The sequence below is a fragment of the Pseudoclavibacter sp. CFCC 13796 genome (assembly GCF_008831185.1).
In the GTDB taxonomy this organism is placed as follows: Bacteria; Actinomycetota; Actinomycetes; order Actinomycetales; family Microbacteriaceae; genus Pseudoclavibacter_A.
The window spans coordinates 190,139-205,238 of the sequence record NZ_WBKD01000001.1; the positions used below are offsets into that span (position 1 = coordinate 190,139).

Annotated in this window: 13 protein-coding genes and 3 tRNA genes; 5 read left to right on the top strand and 11 right to left on the bottom strand. The window is 67.9% G+C overall.

Translation table 11 applies throughout. From position 1 onward, the window contains the following. Window positions 1–26: 26 nt before the first annotated feature. The 4 genes from F8O07_RS00915 to F8O07_RS00930 all read right to left on the bottom strand — a co-directional run bounded on the left by F8O07_RS00915 (window position 27) and on the right by F8O07_RS00930 (window position 4,961). Entirely contained in the window at window positions 27–2,099 is a 2,073-nt protein-coding gene (locus F8O07_RS00915) for an iron ABC transporter permease (RefSeq protein ID WP_158030305.1), read from the bottom strand. Next, window positions 2,096–3,151 (bottom strand): iron-siderophore ABC transporter substrate-binding protein, encoded by a 1,056-nt coding sequence (locus F8O07_RS00920; RefSeq protein ID WP_158030306.1) that lies wholly within the window; start codon window positions 3,149–3,151, stop codon window positions 2,096–2,098. Before F8O07_RS00920 ends, F8O07_RS00915 begins: the two co-directional genes overlap by 4 nt. Then, entirely contained in the window at window positions 3,148–4,005 is an 858-nt protein-coding gene (locus tag F8O07_RS00925; protein ID WP_158030307.1) for an ABC transporter ATP-binding protein, read from the bottom strand. Before F8O07_RS00925 ends, F8O07_RS00920 begins: the two co-directional genes overlap by 4 nt. 101 nt (window positions 4,006–4,106) lie before the next feature. Continuing rightward, entirely contained in the window at window positions 4,107–4,961 is an 855-nt protein-coding gene (locus F8O07_RS00930; RefSeq protein WP_158030308.1) for a helix-turn-helix transcriptional regulator, read from the bottom strand. Between the two features lie 102 nt (window positions 4,962–5,063). Between F8O07_RS00930 and F8O07_RS00935 the strand changes: the two genes are divergently transcribed. Further along, a complete protein-coding gene (locus F8O07_RS00935) occupies window positions 5,064–7,859 on the top strand; it encodes a cation-translocating P-type ATPase (protein ID WP_192496570.1) in 2,796 nt (931 codons plus the stop codon). A 118-nt stretch (window positions 7,860–7,977) separates the two neighbouring features. Here the strand turns inward: F8O07_RS00935 and F8O07_RS00940 are convergent. The 3 genes from F8O07_RS00940 to F8O07_RS00950 all read right to left on the bottom strand — a co-directional run bounded on the left by F8O07_RS00940 (window position 7,978) and on the right by F8O07_RS00950 (window position 8,415). After that, a tRNA-Met gene (locus F8O07_RS00940) sits at window positions 7,978–8,051 on the bottom strand. Between the two features lie 80 nt (window positions 8,052–8,131). Next, a tRNA-Thr gene (locus tag F8O07_RS00945) sits at window positions 8,132–8,203 on the bottom strand. 130 nt (window positions 8,204–8,333) lie between these two features. After that, window positions 8,334–8,415: transfer RNA gene (locus F8O07_RS00950), tRNA-Tyr, on the bottom strand. 100 nt (window positions 8,416–8,515) lie between these two features. Here F8O07_RS00950 and F8O07_RS00955 point away from each other — a divergent pair. Genes F8O07_RS00955 through F8O07_RS00965 form a run of 3 tightly spaced genes read left to right on the top strand, consistent with a single transcriptional unit; the run spans window position 8,516 to window position 10,062 of the window. After that, window positions 8,516–9,004, top strand: coding sequence for a YajQ family cyclic di-GMP-binding protein (locus F8O07_RS00955; protein ID WP_192496571.1), 489 nt, complete (start codon window positions 8,516–8,518; stop codon window positions 9,002–9,004). Window positions 9,005–9,016: 12 nt separating this feature from the next. Next, window positions 9,017–9,811 carry a tetratricopeptide repeat protein gene (locus F8O07_RS00960; RefSeq protein ID WP_158030311.1) on the top strand — a complete coding sequence of 265 codons (795 nt, stop codon included), beginning with the start codon at window positions 9,017–9,019 and terminating at the stop codon, window positions 9,809–9,811. After that, on the top strand, window positions 9,808–10,062 hold the full coding sequence (locus F8O07_RS00965; protein ID WP_158030312.1) for a hypothetical protein: 255 nt from the start codon (window positions 9,808–9,810) through the stop codon (window positions 10,060–10,062). The genes F8O07_RS00960 and F8O07_RS00965 overlap by 4 nt, the downstream gene beginning before the upstream one ends. 28 nt (window positions 10,063–10,090) lie before the next feature. On the opposite strand, the gene F8O07_RS00970 is transcribed toward F8O07_RS00965, so the two are convergent. Next, on the bottom strand, window positions 10,091–11,290 hold the full coding sequence (locus F8O07_RS00970) for a hypothetical protein (protein WP_158030313.1): 1,200 nt from the start codon (window positions 11,288–11,290) through the stop codon (window positions 10,091–10,093). Window positions 11,291–11,436: 146 nt separating this feature from the next. Between F8O07_RS00970 and F8O07_RS00975 the strand changes: the two genes are divergently transcribed. Then, on the top strand, window positions 11,437–11,895 hold the full coding sequence (locus F8O07_RS00975) for a DUF4190 domain-containing protein (RefSeq protein ID WP_158030314.1): 459 nt from the start codon (window positions 11,437–11,439) through the stop codon (window positions 11,893–11,895). Between the two features lie 9 nt (window positions 11,896–11,904). On the opposite strand, the gene F8O07_RS00980 is transcribed toward F8O07_RS00975, so the two are convergent. The 3 genes from F8O07_RS00980 to F8O07_RS00990 are packed head-to-tail and all read right to left on the bottom strand — an operon-like array spanning window position 11,905 to window position 15,076. Further along, complete coding sequence (locus F8O07_RS00980; RefSeq protein ID WP_158030315.1) at window positions 11,905–13,302, bottom strand: FAD-dependent oxidoreductase; 1,398 nt, start codon at window positions 13,300–13,302, stop codon at window positions 11,905–11,907. Window positions 13,303–13,331: 29 nt separating this feature from the next. Continuing rightward, window positions 13,332–14,366: a polyprenyl synthetase family protein gene (locus F8O07_RS00985; protein ID WP_158030316.1), complete on the bottom strand. Its 1,035-nt coding sequence runs from the start codon at window positions 14,364–14,366 to the stop codon at window positions 13,332–13,334. Continuing rightward, window positions 14,366–15,076, bottom strand: a complete 711-nt coding sequence (locus tag F8O07_RS00990) for a demethylmenaquinone methyltransferase (protein ID WP_158030317.1) — start codon at window positions 15,074–15,076, stop codon at window positions 14,366–14,368. The genes F8O07_RS00985 and F8O07_RS00990 overlap by 1 nt, the downstream gene beginning before the upstream one ends. Between the last annotated feature and the right edge of the window lie 24 nt (window positions 15,077–15,100).

Sequence of the window (15,100 nt, forward strand, 5' to 3'; positions counted from 1 at the left end):
CCCCGCTCCTCCGCCCGGCGTGACGCTCAGCGCGACCGACGCATCAGCCAGGCGAAGTAGGGCGCTCCGACCAGCGCGATCATGAGCCCCGCCGGAATCTGCGAAGGGGCGATCAGCGAGCGACCGAGCGTGTCTGCGATCGCGACCAGCAGCGCCCCGAAGACCATCGTCACGGGAATGATGCGGCCATGCCGCGCGCCCACGATCGAGCGCGCCAGGTGCGGCGCCACCAGACCGACGAATCCCACCACGCCGATCGAGACCACGCTGACGGCGGCGAGCACCGCAGCCATCGTGAGCAGCGTCAGGCGCGTTCGTTCGAGCCCGATGCCGAGCAGACGGGGAGTGTCGTCGTCGATCGACACGACGTCGAGCTGCCGACGCATGGCGAAGAGCACCGGCGTCAGCAGCACCAGCGCGATCGCGACCGGCAGCACGTCGACGAGCGTGCGCCCGTAGGTCGTGCCCGAGAGCCAGGTGAAGATGCGCGGGGTGTCCCAGGGATCCGCCCGCAGCAGCAGGAACGTGGTGATCGCGGTCAGCCCGTAGCCGCAGCCGATGCCGATCAGCACGAACCGATCGGGGCGCAGACCGCCGCGCCAGGCCAGCACGGCGATGAGTGCGAACGTGGCCAGACCGGTGAGCACGGCCATGCCGATCAGCAGCGGTCGGCCGCCGGCGCCGCTGGTCACGACCCAGACCGCGCCCAGCCCGGCACCGGCGGTGATGCCGAGGATGCCGGGTTCGGCGAGCGGGTTGCGCACGGTGGCCTGCACGACCGACCCCGAGAGCGCGAGGGCGGCGCCGGCCAGCACTGCTGCGGCCACCCGGGGCAACCGCTCGTCGAGCGCTCGCTCGATCAGGTCGGGTGCGGCGTCCTGGGCCCACAGCACCAGGTCGCCCAGCCGAAGCCAGAGGCTGCCGGCCAGCAGACCGACGACCGCCACCACGACCAGCAGCACCAGACTGCCGACCATGACCGCCGCGAACCGTCGGCTGGTGCACAGGCCGGAGCGAGCACGCTGATGCGGCCGTGAGGCACCGGCGTCGCGCAGCCGCAGCGCGAGCACGACGATCACCACCGCTCCCAGCAGTGCGGTGGGCACGCCGGTCGGGATCGAGGCCGCCGCCTGGGCCCCCATCAAGGCCCGCAGCAGCGCATCGGCTGCGAGCAGCAGGAACGCGCCGAGCAGCCCCGAGGCGGGCAGCAGCAGCGCGTGTCGACGCAACGTCGGCATCCGGCTCGAGATCAGCCGCGCAACCACCGGCGCTCCCAGACCGACGAAGGCGATCGGGCCGGCGAGCGTGACAGCCACGGCGGTGAGCAGCACGGCGCAGACCACTGCGACGCTGCGCGTGCCGCGCACCGAGACGCCGAGCGACGCGGCGGTGTCGTCACCCAGCCGCAGCACGTCGAGGCGCCGAGCGAGCAGCAGCGCAGCGACGAGCACGGCGACGATCATCGGCATCGCACGCATCGCCGCGTCGAGATTCAGCTGTGCCAGCGAGCCGCTCCCCCATGCGAAGAGCCCGGTCGTGCTCTCTTTGAAGAGGATCAGCAGCATGCCGGTCGCGGCGTCGAGGGCCATGGCGATGGCCGATCCGGCCAGAATGAGCCGTGTGGTGGCCGCGCCCGACGCGCTGCCGGCCAACCCGAGCACGACTGCCGCAGCCAGCAGCCCGCCGGCGAATGCGACCAGCCCCGAGGCCCACAGCGGCACGGCGATGCCGAATGCGGCGACGACGGCGAGCGCGAAGTACGAGCCTGCGGTCACCGCAAGGGTGTCAGGCGAGGCGAGCGCGTTGCGGGTGATCGACTGCAGCAGCGCGCCGACGACGCCGAGCGCGAAGCCCACCGCGATGCCGGCGAAGAGTCGGGGCAGGCGCGACCCGGTGAGCACGTCGACGAGCGGCACCCCGCCGACCGTCTCGCCAGACCCGGCGAGCGCCCGCAGCAGATCCCAGGCGCCGACGCCCGAGGTGCCCTGGGTCAGGTGCCAGACGCCGACCGCCATGACCGCGACGGCGAGCCCGCCCAGCACGACGACCCCGCCGGCGATGCCGGACGGGGTCGTCGTGTGCTGACGCGGCTCGGTCACCCCTGGGTGATCGCGTCGACGAAGGCGTCGATCGCCTGCTCGTTCGAACGCGGCCCTCCGGCGCCCCAGACGCCCGAGGGGAAGGCATGCGAACGGTGCTGCTGCACGGCGGGCAGCGACGACCAGATGGGGCTCTTCTCGAGCTCGGTCACATAGCTGTCAGGCGTGTCGTCACTGGAGTAGAACAGGTTCGCGTCGCCCACGGCGGTGAGGCCTTCGATGTCGGTCTGGGCCAGGCCGTAGGCCGGGTCGACGCCGCCGCTGCCGTAGGCCGCGTTGATCTCGTCGGTCCAAGCAGGCTCGAGGCCCAGCTGCTGGCCGAGCGCGGTGAAGAGCGCGCCCTTGCCATAGGGGCGGATCGCGACGTTGCCGCCCTCGATCCAGCCGTCGAAGAAGAGGAAGCTCTTGGTGGGCAGATCGACGTCGGCCACTTTGTCTTTCGCCGCAGCAAGGTGGTCGTCGAACTCCTTGATCACCTGGTCGGCGCGCTCCGTGCGCCCGGTGGCCTCGCCGATCTGCGAGAACACCTTCTTCATGTTGCCGATCGGGTCTGCCGCGTCGGCGCCCAGCGTCGCGAGCACGGGCACACCGCGCTGCTCGAGCTTGCCGATCAGCTCGTCGTCGGCGCTGAACGCCTCGATCACGATCAGATCGGGGTTCGCCCCGTAGAGCGCGTCGAGGTCGGGCTCACCTCGCTCGCCGATGTCGGTCACCTGGTCGGGCAGCCTCTCGGCGCTCACATAGGTCTTGTAACCGTCCGGGTCTGAGACCGCGACGGGCGAGGCGCACAGGCTCAGCAGGTCTTCGGTCTGCTGCCATTCGAGCACGGCGACGCGTTCGGCGGGCTTGTCGAGGTGCACCTGACGGCCGACGCCGTCGGTCAGATCGACGGGGCCGGTGGATGTCGTGGTCGTGTCGTCGGCGCAGCTCTGCGAGGCTGGCGACACGGCTGCGTCGCTCTGATCGACCGTCGTGGTGCCGCAGCCGGCCGCGGTGAGCGACACCGCGATCAGCGCTGCCGCCGCAGCGGCGATTCTGGGGGCGGAGATCATTCGTGATCCTTTCGGGTTTCTTCTCGGGGGATGGAGGCACGACGCCGACGGCGTCTGGAGACCGGATCGATGTGCAGCGCACCGCTGCCCGGGTCGACGCCGACGTCGACGGGGATGCCATAGACCGCCTGGATGTGCTCGGCGGTGAGCACCTCGTCGGGCTCGCCTTCGGCATGCACCCGACCGTGGTCGAGCAGCAGCAGCTCGTCGGCCACGCTCGCCGCCTGCTCCAGGTCGTGCAGCACGACGCCGACGGCCACGTCATGCGCTTCGGCGAGCTCACGCATCAGATCGAGCGTCTCGACCTGATAGCGCAAGTCGAGGTGGTTGGTGGGTTCGTCGAGCAGCACCACACCGGTGCTCTGCGCCAGACACGCGGCCAGCCAGACACGCTGCATCTCGCCGCCCGAGAGCTCTCCGGCGGCGCGACCCGCCTTGCCCTGCAGCCCGGTCACCTGCATGGCATGGTCGATCGCCCGCCGGTCGTCGTCGCTCAGCCCACCGAGTCGGCGGCGGTACGGGTGCCTGCCCAAAGCCACGATCTCGGCGACGCTGAGCCCTTCCGGGGCGGCATGGGTCTGCGCGAAGAGCGTCACCTCGCGGGCGAAGTCGCGACGGGTGAGCAGCGAGACGGGGGTGCCCGGCGCATCCTCGTCACCGAGCAGCACCTGCCCCTCTGCGACGTCGTGCAGCCGGGCCAGCGAGCGCAGCAGCGTCGACTTGCCGCTGCCGTTCGGACCGACGAACGCGGTGACCCGGCCCGGCCGCAGCCGTACCGAGACGCCGTGCACCGCGACCGAACGGCCGTACTGCAGCACGAGTCGATCGCTCTGCAGGCTCCTCGCTGGCCTCATCCGCAGATCACAGCCGCAATGTGGTTGCATCTGAGGGAGGTAAGGGTTGCCTGCACGCACAAAAGAATAGAGACGGCGAAGAGCTGGCCGCAATCAGGACTTCACGACAGCGAGTACGGCTTTTCGGCCACGTAGACGCCCGGCGTCACCCCCATCAGACGACGGAACGTCGCGATGAACGTGCTCGGCTGCGCATACCCGAGTCGGGCCGACACCCGCTGCACGTCGTGCCCCTCGTCGAGCAGCGCGAGCGCATGATGGATGCGCAGCGACTGCCGCCACTGGCCGAACGACAGCCCGGTCGAGGCGCGAAAGGCGCGCGAGAGCGTGCGCACGCTCATGTTCAGTGCGAGCGCCCATTCCCCGAGCGAGCGCCCGTCGGCGGGGTCGTGCAGCAGCACCTCGGCGACTGGGGCGATCCGGTCGTCGGCCGGCAGGCGCAGGGTGAGCTGTCGACTCGCCGGTCGCAGCACATCGAACACCACTGCCTCTGCCCGGGCCCGCGCCTCCTCGGTCAGACCGGGACTCACCAGATGTGAGAGCAGGGCCTGCAGCAGCGGGCTCATCTCGATCACCGTCGGCTCTGCGAACGCCACGGGGGTGCGCCCTGCAGCGAAGAAGGCATCGTGAAACTCCACTTCGGCGGTCAGCCGCCCAGCGTGCACCATACCGGCCGGAATCCACAGCCCGCAGCCCTCCGAGACCGTGAACATGGCGTCGCCGACACGTGCCGTCACCGTGCCGCCGTGACTCCAGACCAGCTCGTGGTGCGGGTGGGAGTGCGGGGCCCATTCCTGGGGCGAGTGCGCCACCTCGGTCTCGGCGAGAATCGTGAAGGAGCCGTGTTCGGTCGGCGCCGCCGTCGTTCCGGTGCGCACGTGGGTGCTCGGCTCCCGACGCCAGGTGCCGCGTATCGATCGACGCGACGGGGGATGCGCCGTCTGTGTACTGACCATCGTTGCAGACTACGTCATCCTGGGCTCACTAGCATGAGAAGAGGACACTTGGGAAAGAGGTTCTGTTCGATGCGTAGCAACGATTCCCCAACGGCCGGCACGATGACCGCCGCACCCACCGATTTCTCCACCCTCTCTGCCGACGCGGCACTGCAGACGCTCGACACGTCGCGTTCCGGGCTCAGTTCGACCGAGGCATCCGGCCGGCTGGCCGAGAGCGGCCCCAACCGCATCGCTCAGGTTGGTCGTGTCAGCCCGATCATGCGCTATCTCTCCCAGTTTCGCGACTGGCTCGTGCTGCTGCTGCTCGCATGCGCCGTCGTCGTGAGCTATCTGGGCGACTGGTCGACCGCCGCCGTGCTGGTGGTCCTGGTGCTCATCAACACCACGATCGGGTTCGCCCAAGAGGCTCGCGCCGAACGCACGATGCAGGCGCTCGAAGCGCTGGTGACGCCCACGGCCGACGTGCTGCGCGACGGGCGCATCACCGAGGTCGACACGGCCACGCTGGTGCCCGGCGACGTCGTGCATCTGGCCGAGGGCGACTCCGTGCCCGCAGACATGCGGGTGATCGAGGCGCAGGCGGTCAGCGCCAACGAGTTCGCACTGACCGGCGAGAGCAATCCCACGCGCAAGACCGTCGCCACACTGGAGTATCCGGTGCCGCTGGCCGACCGACGCAACCTGCTCTTCACGGGCACCGACATCGGCACCGGCGAGGTGTTCGGCGTCGTGACCGCCACCGGCATGCGCACCGAACTCGGACGCATCGCCCAGCTGAGCGATCAGGCTCCGACGACCCCCAGCCCGCTGCAGCGTGAGATGTCGACGATCGCACGCGTGATCGGAATCACGGTCGCCGTACTCGCAGCCGTGCTGCTGGTCTTCGCCGTGATCGCACAGATGCCCTTTCGCGAGGCGCTGCTGTTCGCCGTGGGGCTCGCCTGCGCGCTCGTGCCACAGGGTCTGCCCGCCGAGGTGAACACAGCCCTTGCGCAGGCCTCCGAGGTGCTCGCGCGTCGCCGTGCGCTGGTCAAGAAGCTCAGCGCGGTCGAGACGCTGGGCGCGACACACGTCATCTGCACGGACAAGACCGGGACGCTGACCCGCAACGAGATGACCGTGGTCAGCGCCGAGATCGGCTTCGCACCGTTCACGGTCACCGGCAGCGGCTACGCGCCCACCGGCGAGGTCCACGACGCGCACGGCGCCCGTCTCACCCCGACGCACTGGCAGCGCACGTTCGCCGAGACCGGCGTGCTGGCCAGCAACGCTCGCCTGCTGCCACCCGATGACGATCATCCCGACTGGCACGTGCTCGGCGACCCCACCGAGGGCGCACTGCTGCCCTTCGCCGTCAAGGCCGGTGTCGACCTCGACCAGCTGCAGCACGACCGCGTCGAAGAGCACGAGCTGCCCTTCGACTCAGAACGCAAACGGATGACCTCGGTGCGTCGCGTGGTCGAGGCGAGCCCGGCTCGCCACATCGCCTACGTCAAGGGCGCGCCGGAGTCGCTGCTCGACGTGTGCACACGGGTGCTCGACGGCGACACCGTGCGCCCAATCACCGACGACGATCGGCGTCGTTTCCTCGACGCTCAGCGTCAGGCCGCCGGGCAGGCGCTGCGCAACCTGGCCTTCGCCGTGCGCGACGTGACCTCGCTCGTCGCAGCGGCATCCACCGGCCCGGCCGACTCAGCCGACTCGCCGTTCTCGACGCTCGGCATCGACGACATCGAGCACGATCTGCTGCTGCTCGGGTTCGTGAGCATGCGGGACCCGCTGCGCGACGAGGTGCCCGACGCGATGGCAGAGACACGAGCCGCCGGCATCAATGTGAGCATCGTGACCGGCGACTCGGCGCTCACCGCCGGCGCGATCGCCAAGATGGCCGGGCTCGCCGACCAGGCCGACCACCTCGTCGTGGTGACCGGAGACCAGCTGCACGCCATGCCCGACGCCGAGGTGCTGCGGCACGCACTGGGCGGAGGCGTGGTCTTCAGCCGGGTGGCTCCCGAAGACAAGATGCGCATCGTGAACCTGGTGCGCGACAGCGGACACGTGGTCGCGGTGACCGGCGACGGCATCAACGACGCGCCCGCACTGCGCAGCGCCAACATCGGGGTGGCCATGGGACGCACCGGCACCGACGTGGCCAAGCAGGCGGCCGAGGTCGTGCTGCTCGACGACAGCTTCGCCACCCTCGTGCACGCCATCGGGCAGGGGCGCACGATCTACACGAACATCTCTCGCGGCGTGCTCAGCTGCCTCACCTCGAACGTGGGCGAGTTCGTGGTCAACATGATCAGTCTGGCGCTGACGACGCTGCTGGGCATGCCGCTCGCGATCAACGTGCTGCAGATCCTGGCAGTCGACGTGCTCGGCGAGATCATCCCGATCTCGGCGCTCGGCTCCGACCGCGCCGAGGGCGAGAACATGCGCCGGCCGCCGCGCGACCCGAAGGCCCGCATTCTGCAGGGACACTCGATCACCGATGTCGTGTTCAGCGGCACGGTCATGGGCGTGCTCGCCGCGCTCGCCTATCTGGTCGCCTACCCGCTGCAGGGCCTCGGACTCGGCGAGGGCAGCGCGGCGCAGATCGCTGCGGCCACAACGGTGACCTACGCCACGATTCTGCTCACGCAGCTGGTCAACATCATGCATCGTCGCAGTGTGCACGGCATCTTCAGCCGACACCAGCTGACCAACCGATGGTTCTGGCTGTCATGCCTGCTCGCGATCGCCGTGATGCTGGTGATCGTCTACGTACCGTTCGTCGGCGCCTTCTTCGGCACCTCGCCTCTGTCACCGATGCTCTGGCTTCCGCCGATCGCCGCGATGATCGTGATGGGCCTGGCCCGCGAAGGCTTCGCTCGTGTCAGCGGACATCGGGTGTGAGCGCCGCCTGCGATTTCGGCAGATGCTGCCACCAGCGTTATCACGGGCGAATCTGCGGGGAATGACGAAGGCCCTGCTCCCCAGTGATTCTGCGGGGTGCAGGGCCTTGCATGTGTTGTAGCTGGGGAGGGGATCGAACCCTCGACCTCACGATTATGAGTCGTGCGCTCTTACCATCTGAGCTACCCAGCCAGGGCGATGCGGAGACCGCATCCATGTGGGGAAGTCCGAAGGGGCCAGCGGCTGCTGCGGCCGAACCAACCCGCACTGTGAGCCTCGAGCGAGGATTGAACTCGCGACCCCTTCCTTACCATGGAAGTGCTCTACCACTGAGCTATCGAGGCATGCACTCTGGCCGACCGGCCGAGGCACCATAAGACAATATCATCTTCAGGGCCCCGGCCGACAAGCCGGAGTGCGAGCGGCGAATCGGCTGCGCGACTGCGTCGTGCATGCCGGATCCGCTGCTCGGCGTGGCGGGTGCAGGATTCGAACCTGCGAAGGCTGTGCCGGCTGATTTACAGTCAGCTCCCTTTGGCCGCTCGGGTAACCCGCCGTGCTGCAGTGCTCCAAGAAGACCGCAACCAGATAAGGATACTAGCAGCATCGGCCGCTCGCAAAACAAATCCACAGTTCTTCTCTGTATGATCGGTCACATGGCAGACTCCTCTTTCGACATCGTCAGTTCCATCGACCGTCAAGAGGCCGACAATGCCCTGAATCAGGCGGCGAAAGAGATTTCGCAGCGCTATGACTTTCGCGGCACCGGCGCATCCATCGCCTGGAGCGGCGAAGACGTGCTCATCATCGCCAACAGCGAAGAGCGCGCCAGCGCGGTGCTCGACGTCTTTCAGACGAAGCTGATCAAACGCGGCATCTCGCTCAAGGCCTTCACCGCTGGCGAGCCTGCTGCCAGCGGCAAGGAATACCGCATCCAGGGCTCGTTCGTCGAAGGCATCGCCCAAGACCAGGCGAAGAAGATCGCGAAGCTCATTCGCGATGACGGCCCCAAAGGCGTGAAAGCGCAGATCCAAGGCGATGAGCTGAGAGTGTCGTCGAAGAGCCGCGACAGCCTGCAAGAGGTCATCGCGCTGCTGAAGGGCGCCGATCTCGACGTCGCCCTGCAGTTCACGAACTACCGCTAGGGGTTCCTGTATATGCATAGTGAGCCGACGGAGCATCTGTGGAGGCGCATCGCCGAACAGGCGTGGAACGTCGCGAAAGACTCAGACCCCGAGTCGACCGTGCGTCTGTTCGAAGAGCTCGTGCCCTTCATGGACGCCCAAGACCCTGACGATGTCTTCCAGCTCGCCAGCGCCTACTACTACGCCAACAACCATTTCAAGGCGCAGCTCTTTCTCGAGTTCGTGATCAAGCGCGGTCTCAGCGAAGAGAACCGCCCGCTGGCCATCCTGCAGATGGCCGACTCGCTGCGCTCGCTCGGCCGCGGCGAGGACGCTCTGCGCTGGCTCGACTTCGGTCTCGCTGAGTATCCCGGCGAAGAGCCCGGCCGCTGGTTCGCCGCCCTCAAGGTGCGCACGCTCGCCGACCTCGGTCGACACGACGAAGTCGTCGACATGGCCTTGGGCCTCCTCGGAATGCCCGCTGAGCTGAGTCAGCCGCCGAAACCGTCAGACTCTGTGCCGCCTCAGACTGATCCGACCGACCGAGTGCGCGCGACCCTGCGTCGTCGCGACCTGCGGGTGCAGTCGATGGATGTCGCCTCGGGCCAATCCGCACAGGCCGAGCCCGCCTCCGGCCAAGACCCGTCGGCCACGGCATCCACCAGCCACCCCGGCCCCCAGCGGGCCGCTCGCCGAACCGGCCGCCGGGCGTCTGCACCGGTGCGCCGCCGTGATCTGCGAGACGACCACGCGTCGACCTCGACGCCGAAGCGCTCGAAACCCGACGCGGATGCCGACGACGGTTCGAAGAACCGAGGAGCGAAATGAGCCAGGGCAAAAGCAGGAAGCCGGCGGCCAAGCCTACCGAGAAAGAGCGGGCGCTCGGCAAGCGGCAGATCATCCGCGGGCTGATCATCGGCGCGATCGTCGGACTGATCATGTTCGCGATCACCGGTGAGTGGCTCTACTCACTGGTCGGCTTGGGCATCGGCCTGATCAGCGGACTCGTCATTCAGCCGTCGAAGGCAAAAGACGATCGAGACGGAAAGAACGGCAAAGGGACTCAGCGCCGGCGCTGATCAGCGCACCGGCGCGGCCCCTCCCACCTCAGTACCCGTGATGCGTCTGCCGCGCGCGCTCGATCGCCGCATCAGCCTCAGGCGACCCCTCGACCACCGGCTCGGTGCGCCCGGGGAAGGGCTGCAGCACACTGAACGCCGGCCGGCCGTCGGCTCCCACCGGCAGCGGAGTGATGCCGTCTTCGAAGACGGGCCACGGCAGATGCGGTGCTGGCTCCTCGGCAGCGACCGGTGAGACGACGGGATCGGAGGTCACAGCGGGCTCGGGGTGGGCAGCGGGCTCGGGGTGGACAGGCACCTCTGGGGCGGCCGCAGGTGTGGCGACCGGCGCGACGGGGGCGCTCTCAGCGGCCCACTGAGCTGCCTCTGAGCCGTATGGCCGCTGCCGATGCTGAGCCAGACGCTGCTGACGCTCCAAGCGGCGGGTACGCCGTTCGTCTGCGTTGAACGTCCAAGACAGCAGAATGAACACGCTGATCGCCAGGAACGCGAGCATCAGGACGATCACGATGAGACGCCCGAACCATTCGCCTGCGTCGACACGGAACGAGCGCTGCAGCAGCGTCGGCAGAAACAGGATCACGGCCAGCAGCGAGAACAGCCCCGCCGAGGCGACGGCGAGAAACTTCAGCACAGCGTTCTCACCGGCCTGCTTGAACGTGAACCGAGCCGCAGCGACCGGTGCCTTGGCCGCGATGATCAAGGGGATGAGCAGCCCGAGCGCCAGCGCAGCGTTCTGCCCGGCGGTCGAGACGCTGCTTCGGTAGGAGTAGACGTCGCTGATCTGACGCGCCGGCTCTATCCAGGTGAGCATCACGCCGAATGCCACGACGTAGACGCTGCTCACGATCGCCAGCGGCACAGGGTAGAAGCGATCTCGGTCGGCGATGCTCAGCTCGCCGATCGTGATGCCGATGAACGCCGCGAAATAGACCACCGTGACCGTCACCTTGCCGCCCTTGGCCGGAACGTCTCCGAAGAACAGCGACACGATCACGAAGAGCGTGACGGCGATGAGAGCACCGATGGCGATCCAGAGGTTCGTCGGGATCTTCTGGGCCACACGATTGGCTCGCGGCCGCAGAGCCTCCCCGAAGCCGGCAGCCGGCGGATAGGGGGCCGAAGGCGGCGTCGATGCCTGCTGCTCTGCGCCGGCAGAGCGCGGTTCCACAGGTGGCAGAGGAGGCTGCTGAGCGGGCTGAGGGTCCTGCGAGCTGGGGGCGTTCATCGTTCTCTCCTGACCTCAGGTGTTCGGGCGGGCATCTCAAGCCTAGCCGGGGTGATCAGCTGACGACAGGCAGCCCTGATGCGGACACAGACCGCCACACACGTTACAGTCAGAGAACCAGCTGATCGTTTGAACGAGGAGCAGACATGCCCGATCCGTCCACCCCGAACCCGAATGAGCACCGGTACCAGACTGGCCCCGAGTCCTACGGCACGCCGCCTCAGAATCCTCCCGCATACGACGCGCCGCCGGTCGCCAACGGCGCTCCCGCGTACCCGGGCACGCCGACCTATCCTGCCGCTCCGGTCTACCCCGCAGCACCGGCGTATCCTGCAGCACCGGCGGGCCAGGCGCAGTACGGCTACACGCCGGCACCGCCGACCAACACGATGGCGATTCTCTCGTTGATCTTCGCATTCGTGTTCAACGTGCTGGGCATCGTCTTCGGGCACATCGCACTGAACCAGATCAAGACTCGTGGCGAAGGCGGCAAAGGCCTCGCCCTCGCCGGGCTGATCGTGGGGTACGCCAGTCTCGGACTGACGCTGCTCTGGCTCGCGTTCATCTTCATCATCGTCGCGAGCACCGCCTCATACAGCTACTGAGGCCTGCGTTCACTCGATCGAGTCAGAGCCATTCGCTGTTCGGCTCGCATCGAGCATGCCCTGACGTGAGACGATCTTCACGCGTTCGCGGTCTGAGGCCTCGCCCAGCGCACGCTCAGCGGCATCGAGGTTGTGCCAGCCCTCCAGCGTGGTGAAGTCGACGCCACGCTCACCGAGCAGCTCCGGAATGGTCTCTTCGGCAGCGACGGTCGGCTGCCAGATGCGACCGGCATGCACGTCTTCGATCAGGTTGGTGACCGTCTCGAGCGCATCTGACTTGGTCGAGCCGATCAGCCCCACTGGGCCGCGTTTGATCCAGCCGGTCGAGTATTCTCCGAGCACGGTCTGGCCCTCGTCGACGACGCGACCGCCCTCGTTCGGAATCACGCCGCGCACCTCGTCGAAGGGCACCTGCTCGAGCGGCGACGAGTAGTAGCCGACCGCACGGTAGAGCTGACCGAGCTCGACGTCGTGCGTCTCACCGGTGCCGACCACACACCTCTCGGCGTCGACCTGCGTGCGCTCGAGGCGCAGTCCCTCGACGTGCTCGACGCCGAGCACCTCGACCGGGCGCTGCCAGAAGTGCAGGTGCAGCCGTCGCGATGCCGTGCCCGGCTCACGCTGCAGCCACTTGTCGAAGATGCGCCGGATGACCTTCTTCTGGTTGTTCTTCGCGATCGCGGCCTCGTCGGCCTCGGTGTAGACGAAGTCGGCCGGGTCGAGCACGATGTCGACGTCGGGCACCTCGCCCAGCTCGCGCAGCTCAAGCGGCGTGAACTTCACATCGGCGGGGCCGCGTCGCCCGAAGACGTGCACGTCGGTGATCTTCGAGGCCTTGAGCCCGGCATAGACGTTCGCCGGAATCTCGGTGGGCAGCAGATCGTCGGCGTGCTTGGCGAGCATGCGCGCCACGTCGAGCGCGACGTTGCCGTTGCCCACCACACCGACATGCGGCGCATCGAGCGACCATTCCCGGGGAAAGTCGGGGTGCCCGTCGTACCAGTTGACGAAACGGGCAGCACCATACGACCCGGGCAGGTCGATGCCCGGAATGCGCAGGGGGGCATCCTCGACCGCACCGGTCGCGAAGATCACAGCGTGGTAATGCGAGCGCAGGTCGTCGAGCGTGATGTCACGCCCGAAGTCGACGTTGTCGAAGATGCGGATGTCGCCGCGGTCGAGTGTCTCACGCAGTGCGTTGATGATGCCTTTGATGCGTGGGTGGTCGGGGGCCACGCCGTAGCGCACCAGCCCGTACGGGGCGGGCAGCCGCTCGAACAGATCGATCGACACGTCGAAGTCGCGCTCGGCCTTCAGCAGGATGTCGGATGCATAGATGCCGGCCGGCCCGGCGCCGATGACGGCGACCCGAATGCGCGCCGGCTGTCTCGCTGACGACTCTGACATGCGCGATGCTCCTTGCTGAATCTGGGATCTCAGTGACTTCTGCTGACGATGTAGTCGGCCAGCCGCACGAACAGGTCGCGCACATGGCCTGCGGGCAGCGCCTCGAGCGCGTCGGTCGCGTCTTTCGCCCAGGCCTTCGCCTGTGTGAGCGCCTCATCGGTGACCGGATGCGAGGCGAGCGTCGCGAGAGCCTGGTCAAGCGTGTCGTCATCGGCGAGCAGACGCTTCACCTCGTCTCGCACGGCCGCGGCCTCGGGATCGGTCTCGGCCTGTCGCTGCAGCAGCAGCCACGGCAGTGTCGGCACGCCCTCGCGCAGATCGGTGCCCGGCGTCTTGCCGAGCTCGTCGCTCGTGCTGCGCAGATCGATCACGTCGTCGACGAGCTGGAAGGCCACGCCGATGCACTCGCCGAAGCGACGCACCGCGACGCGGTACTCGTCTGGTGCACCGCCGAGCAGCACGCCGAGCTCGCCGGCGGCGGCGATCAGCGACCCGGTCTTGTCTGCGAGCACCTGCAGATAGTGCTCGATAGGGTCAGCACCCTCGTCCGGGCCGAGCGTCTCATGCAGCTGCCCGAGGCACAGGCGCTCGAAGGTGTGCGCCTGGATCATGATCGCCTGCTGGCCCAGCTCGCTGACGATCATCGACGCGCGTGCGAACAGGATGTCTCCGGCCAGAATGGCGGCGTTGTTGCCCCAAATGCGGTGGGCGCTGGTGACCGAGCGGCGGGTGTCGGCCTCGTCCATGACGTCATCGTGGTACAGGCTCGCCACGTGGGTCAGCTCGACCCCGGTGGCTGCCTCGAGCACGCCGTCGTTCACACCGTCGCCGAGCTCTGAGGCGAGCAGCGCGAGCAGCGGCCGCACGCGTTTGCCGCCCGCCTCGACCAGATACCGGGTGGCGGCATTGGTCACCGAGTCGGCCGAGGTCGACTCCTTGACGATGCGCCGCTCGACGTCTTCGAGCCCCTGCTCCATGCGGCCGACCAGCTGGCGATCCTCGGAACGCAGGAAGAAGCGTTTGGGGCCGCTGACCAGTCGGGTGGTGTCGTTGCCGCGTTCCATCAGTCTTCGTCCTTCGCCGCCGGCTTCCATGCACGATGCAGGGCCACGATGCCGCCGCTGAGATTGCGCCACTGCACATGCTCGAACCCGGCCGCACGCAGATGCCGGGCGAGCGAGCGCTGATCGGGCCAGGCCTCGATCGACTCGCTCAGATACGGGTATGCAGCGTCGTTGGTGCTGGCCAGCTGCGCCAGACGAGGCAGGACGTTGCCGAGCCACCAGTCGTAGACTTTGGCGAACGGACGCCACGTCGGCGTCGAGAACTCACAGATGACGTATCGGCCGCCTGGCTTCAGCACTCGCAGCGCCTCGCTCATCGCTTTGTCCATGTCGACCACGTTGCGCAGCCCGTACGAGATGGTCACCGCGTCGAAGCTGTCGTCGTCGAAGGGCAGCGCCGTGGCGTCGGCCCACTCGAACGTCAGGAACGGGTAGCGGCGGCGCCCCTCGGCGAGCATGCCTTCGGAGAAGTCTGCCGAGACCACATCGGCGCCGGCCTGATGAAAGGGCACGCTCGACGTGCCGGTGCCTGCCGCGAGGTCGAGAACACGTTCTCCCGGCCTCGGGGCGACGGCACGCGTCGTGGCCTGTCGCCACTGCCCGACCTGCCCGAACGTCATCACCGTGTTGGTGCGGTCATATCCCGGCGCGACCTGGTCGAACATCGCCGAGACCTCTTCGGGTCGTTTGCTGAGATCTGCGCTCGTCACAACGCCCCAGTGTACTGACTTTCC

Excerpts from the sequence above, each read along its gene's own strand:
- F8O07_RS00920 (WP_158030306.1), bottom strand. The coding sequence starts at position 3,151 with ATGATCTCCGCCCCCAGAATCGCCGCTGCGGCGGCAGCGCTGATCGCG.
- F8O07_RS00925 (WP_158030307.1), bottom strand. The coding sequence starts at position 4,005 with ATGAGGCCAGCGAGGAGCCTGCAGAGCGATCGACTCGTGCTGCAGTAC.
- F8O07_RS00930 (WP_158030308.1), bottom strand. The coding sequence starts at position 4,961 with ATGGTCAGTACACAGACGGCGCATCCCCCGTCGCGTCGATCGATACGC.
- F8O07_RS00935 (WP_192496570.1), top strand. The coding sequence starts at position 5,064 with ATGACCGCCGCACCCACCGATTTCTCCACCCTCTCTGCCGACGCGGCA.
- F8O07_RS00955 (WP_192496571.1), top strand. The coding sequence starts at position 8,516 with ATGGCAGACTCCTCTTTCGACATCGTCAGTTCCATCGACCGTCAAGAG.
- F8O07_RS00960 (WP_158030311.1), top strand. The coding sequence starts at position 9,017 with ATGCATAGTGAGCCGACGGAGCATCTGTGGAGGCGCATCGCCGAACAG.
- F8O07_RS00965 (WP_158030312.1), top strand. The coding sequence starts at position 9,808 with ATGAGCCAGGGCAAAAGCAGGAAGCCGGCGGCCAAGCCTACCGAGAAA.
- F8O07_RS00970 (WP_158030313.1), bottom strand. The coding sequence starts at position 11,290 with ATGAACGCCCCCAGCTCGCAGGACCCTCAGCCCGCTCAGCAGCCTCCT.
- F8O07_RS00975 (WP_158030314.1), top strand. The coding sequence starts at position 11,437 with ATGCCCGATCCGTCCACCCCGAACCCGAATGAGCACCGGTACCAGACT.
- F8O07_RS00980 (WP_158030315.1), bottom strand. The coding sequence starts at position 13,302 with ATGTCAGAGTCGTCAGCGAGACAGCCGGCGCGCATTCGGGTCGCCGTC.
- F8O07_RS00985 (WP_158030316.1), bottom strand. The coding sequence starts at position 14,366 with ATGGAACGCGGCAACGACACCACCCGACTGGTCAGCGGCCCCAAACGC.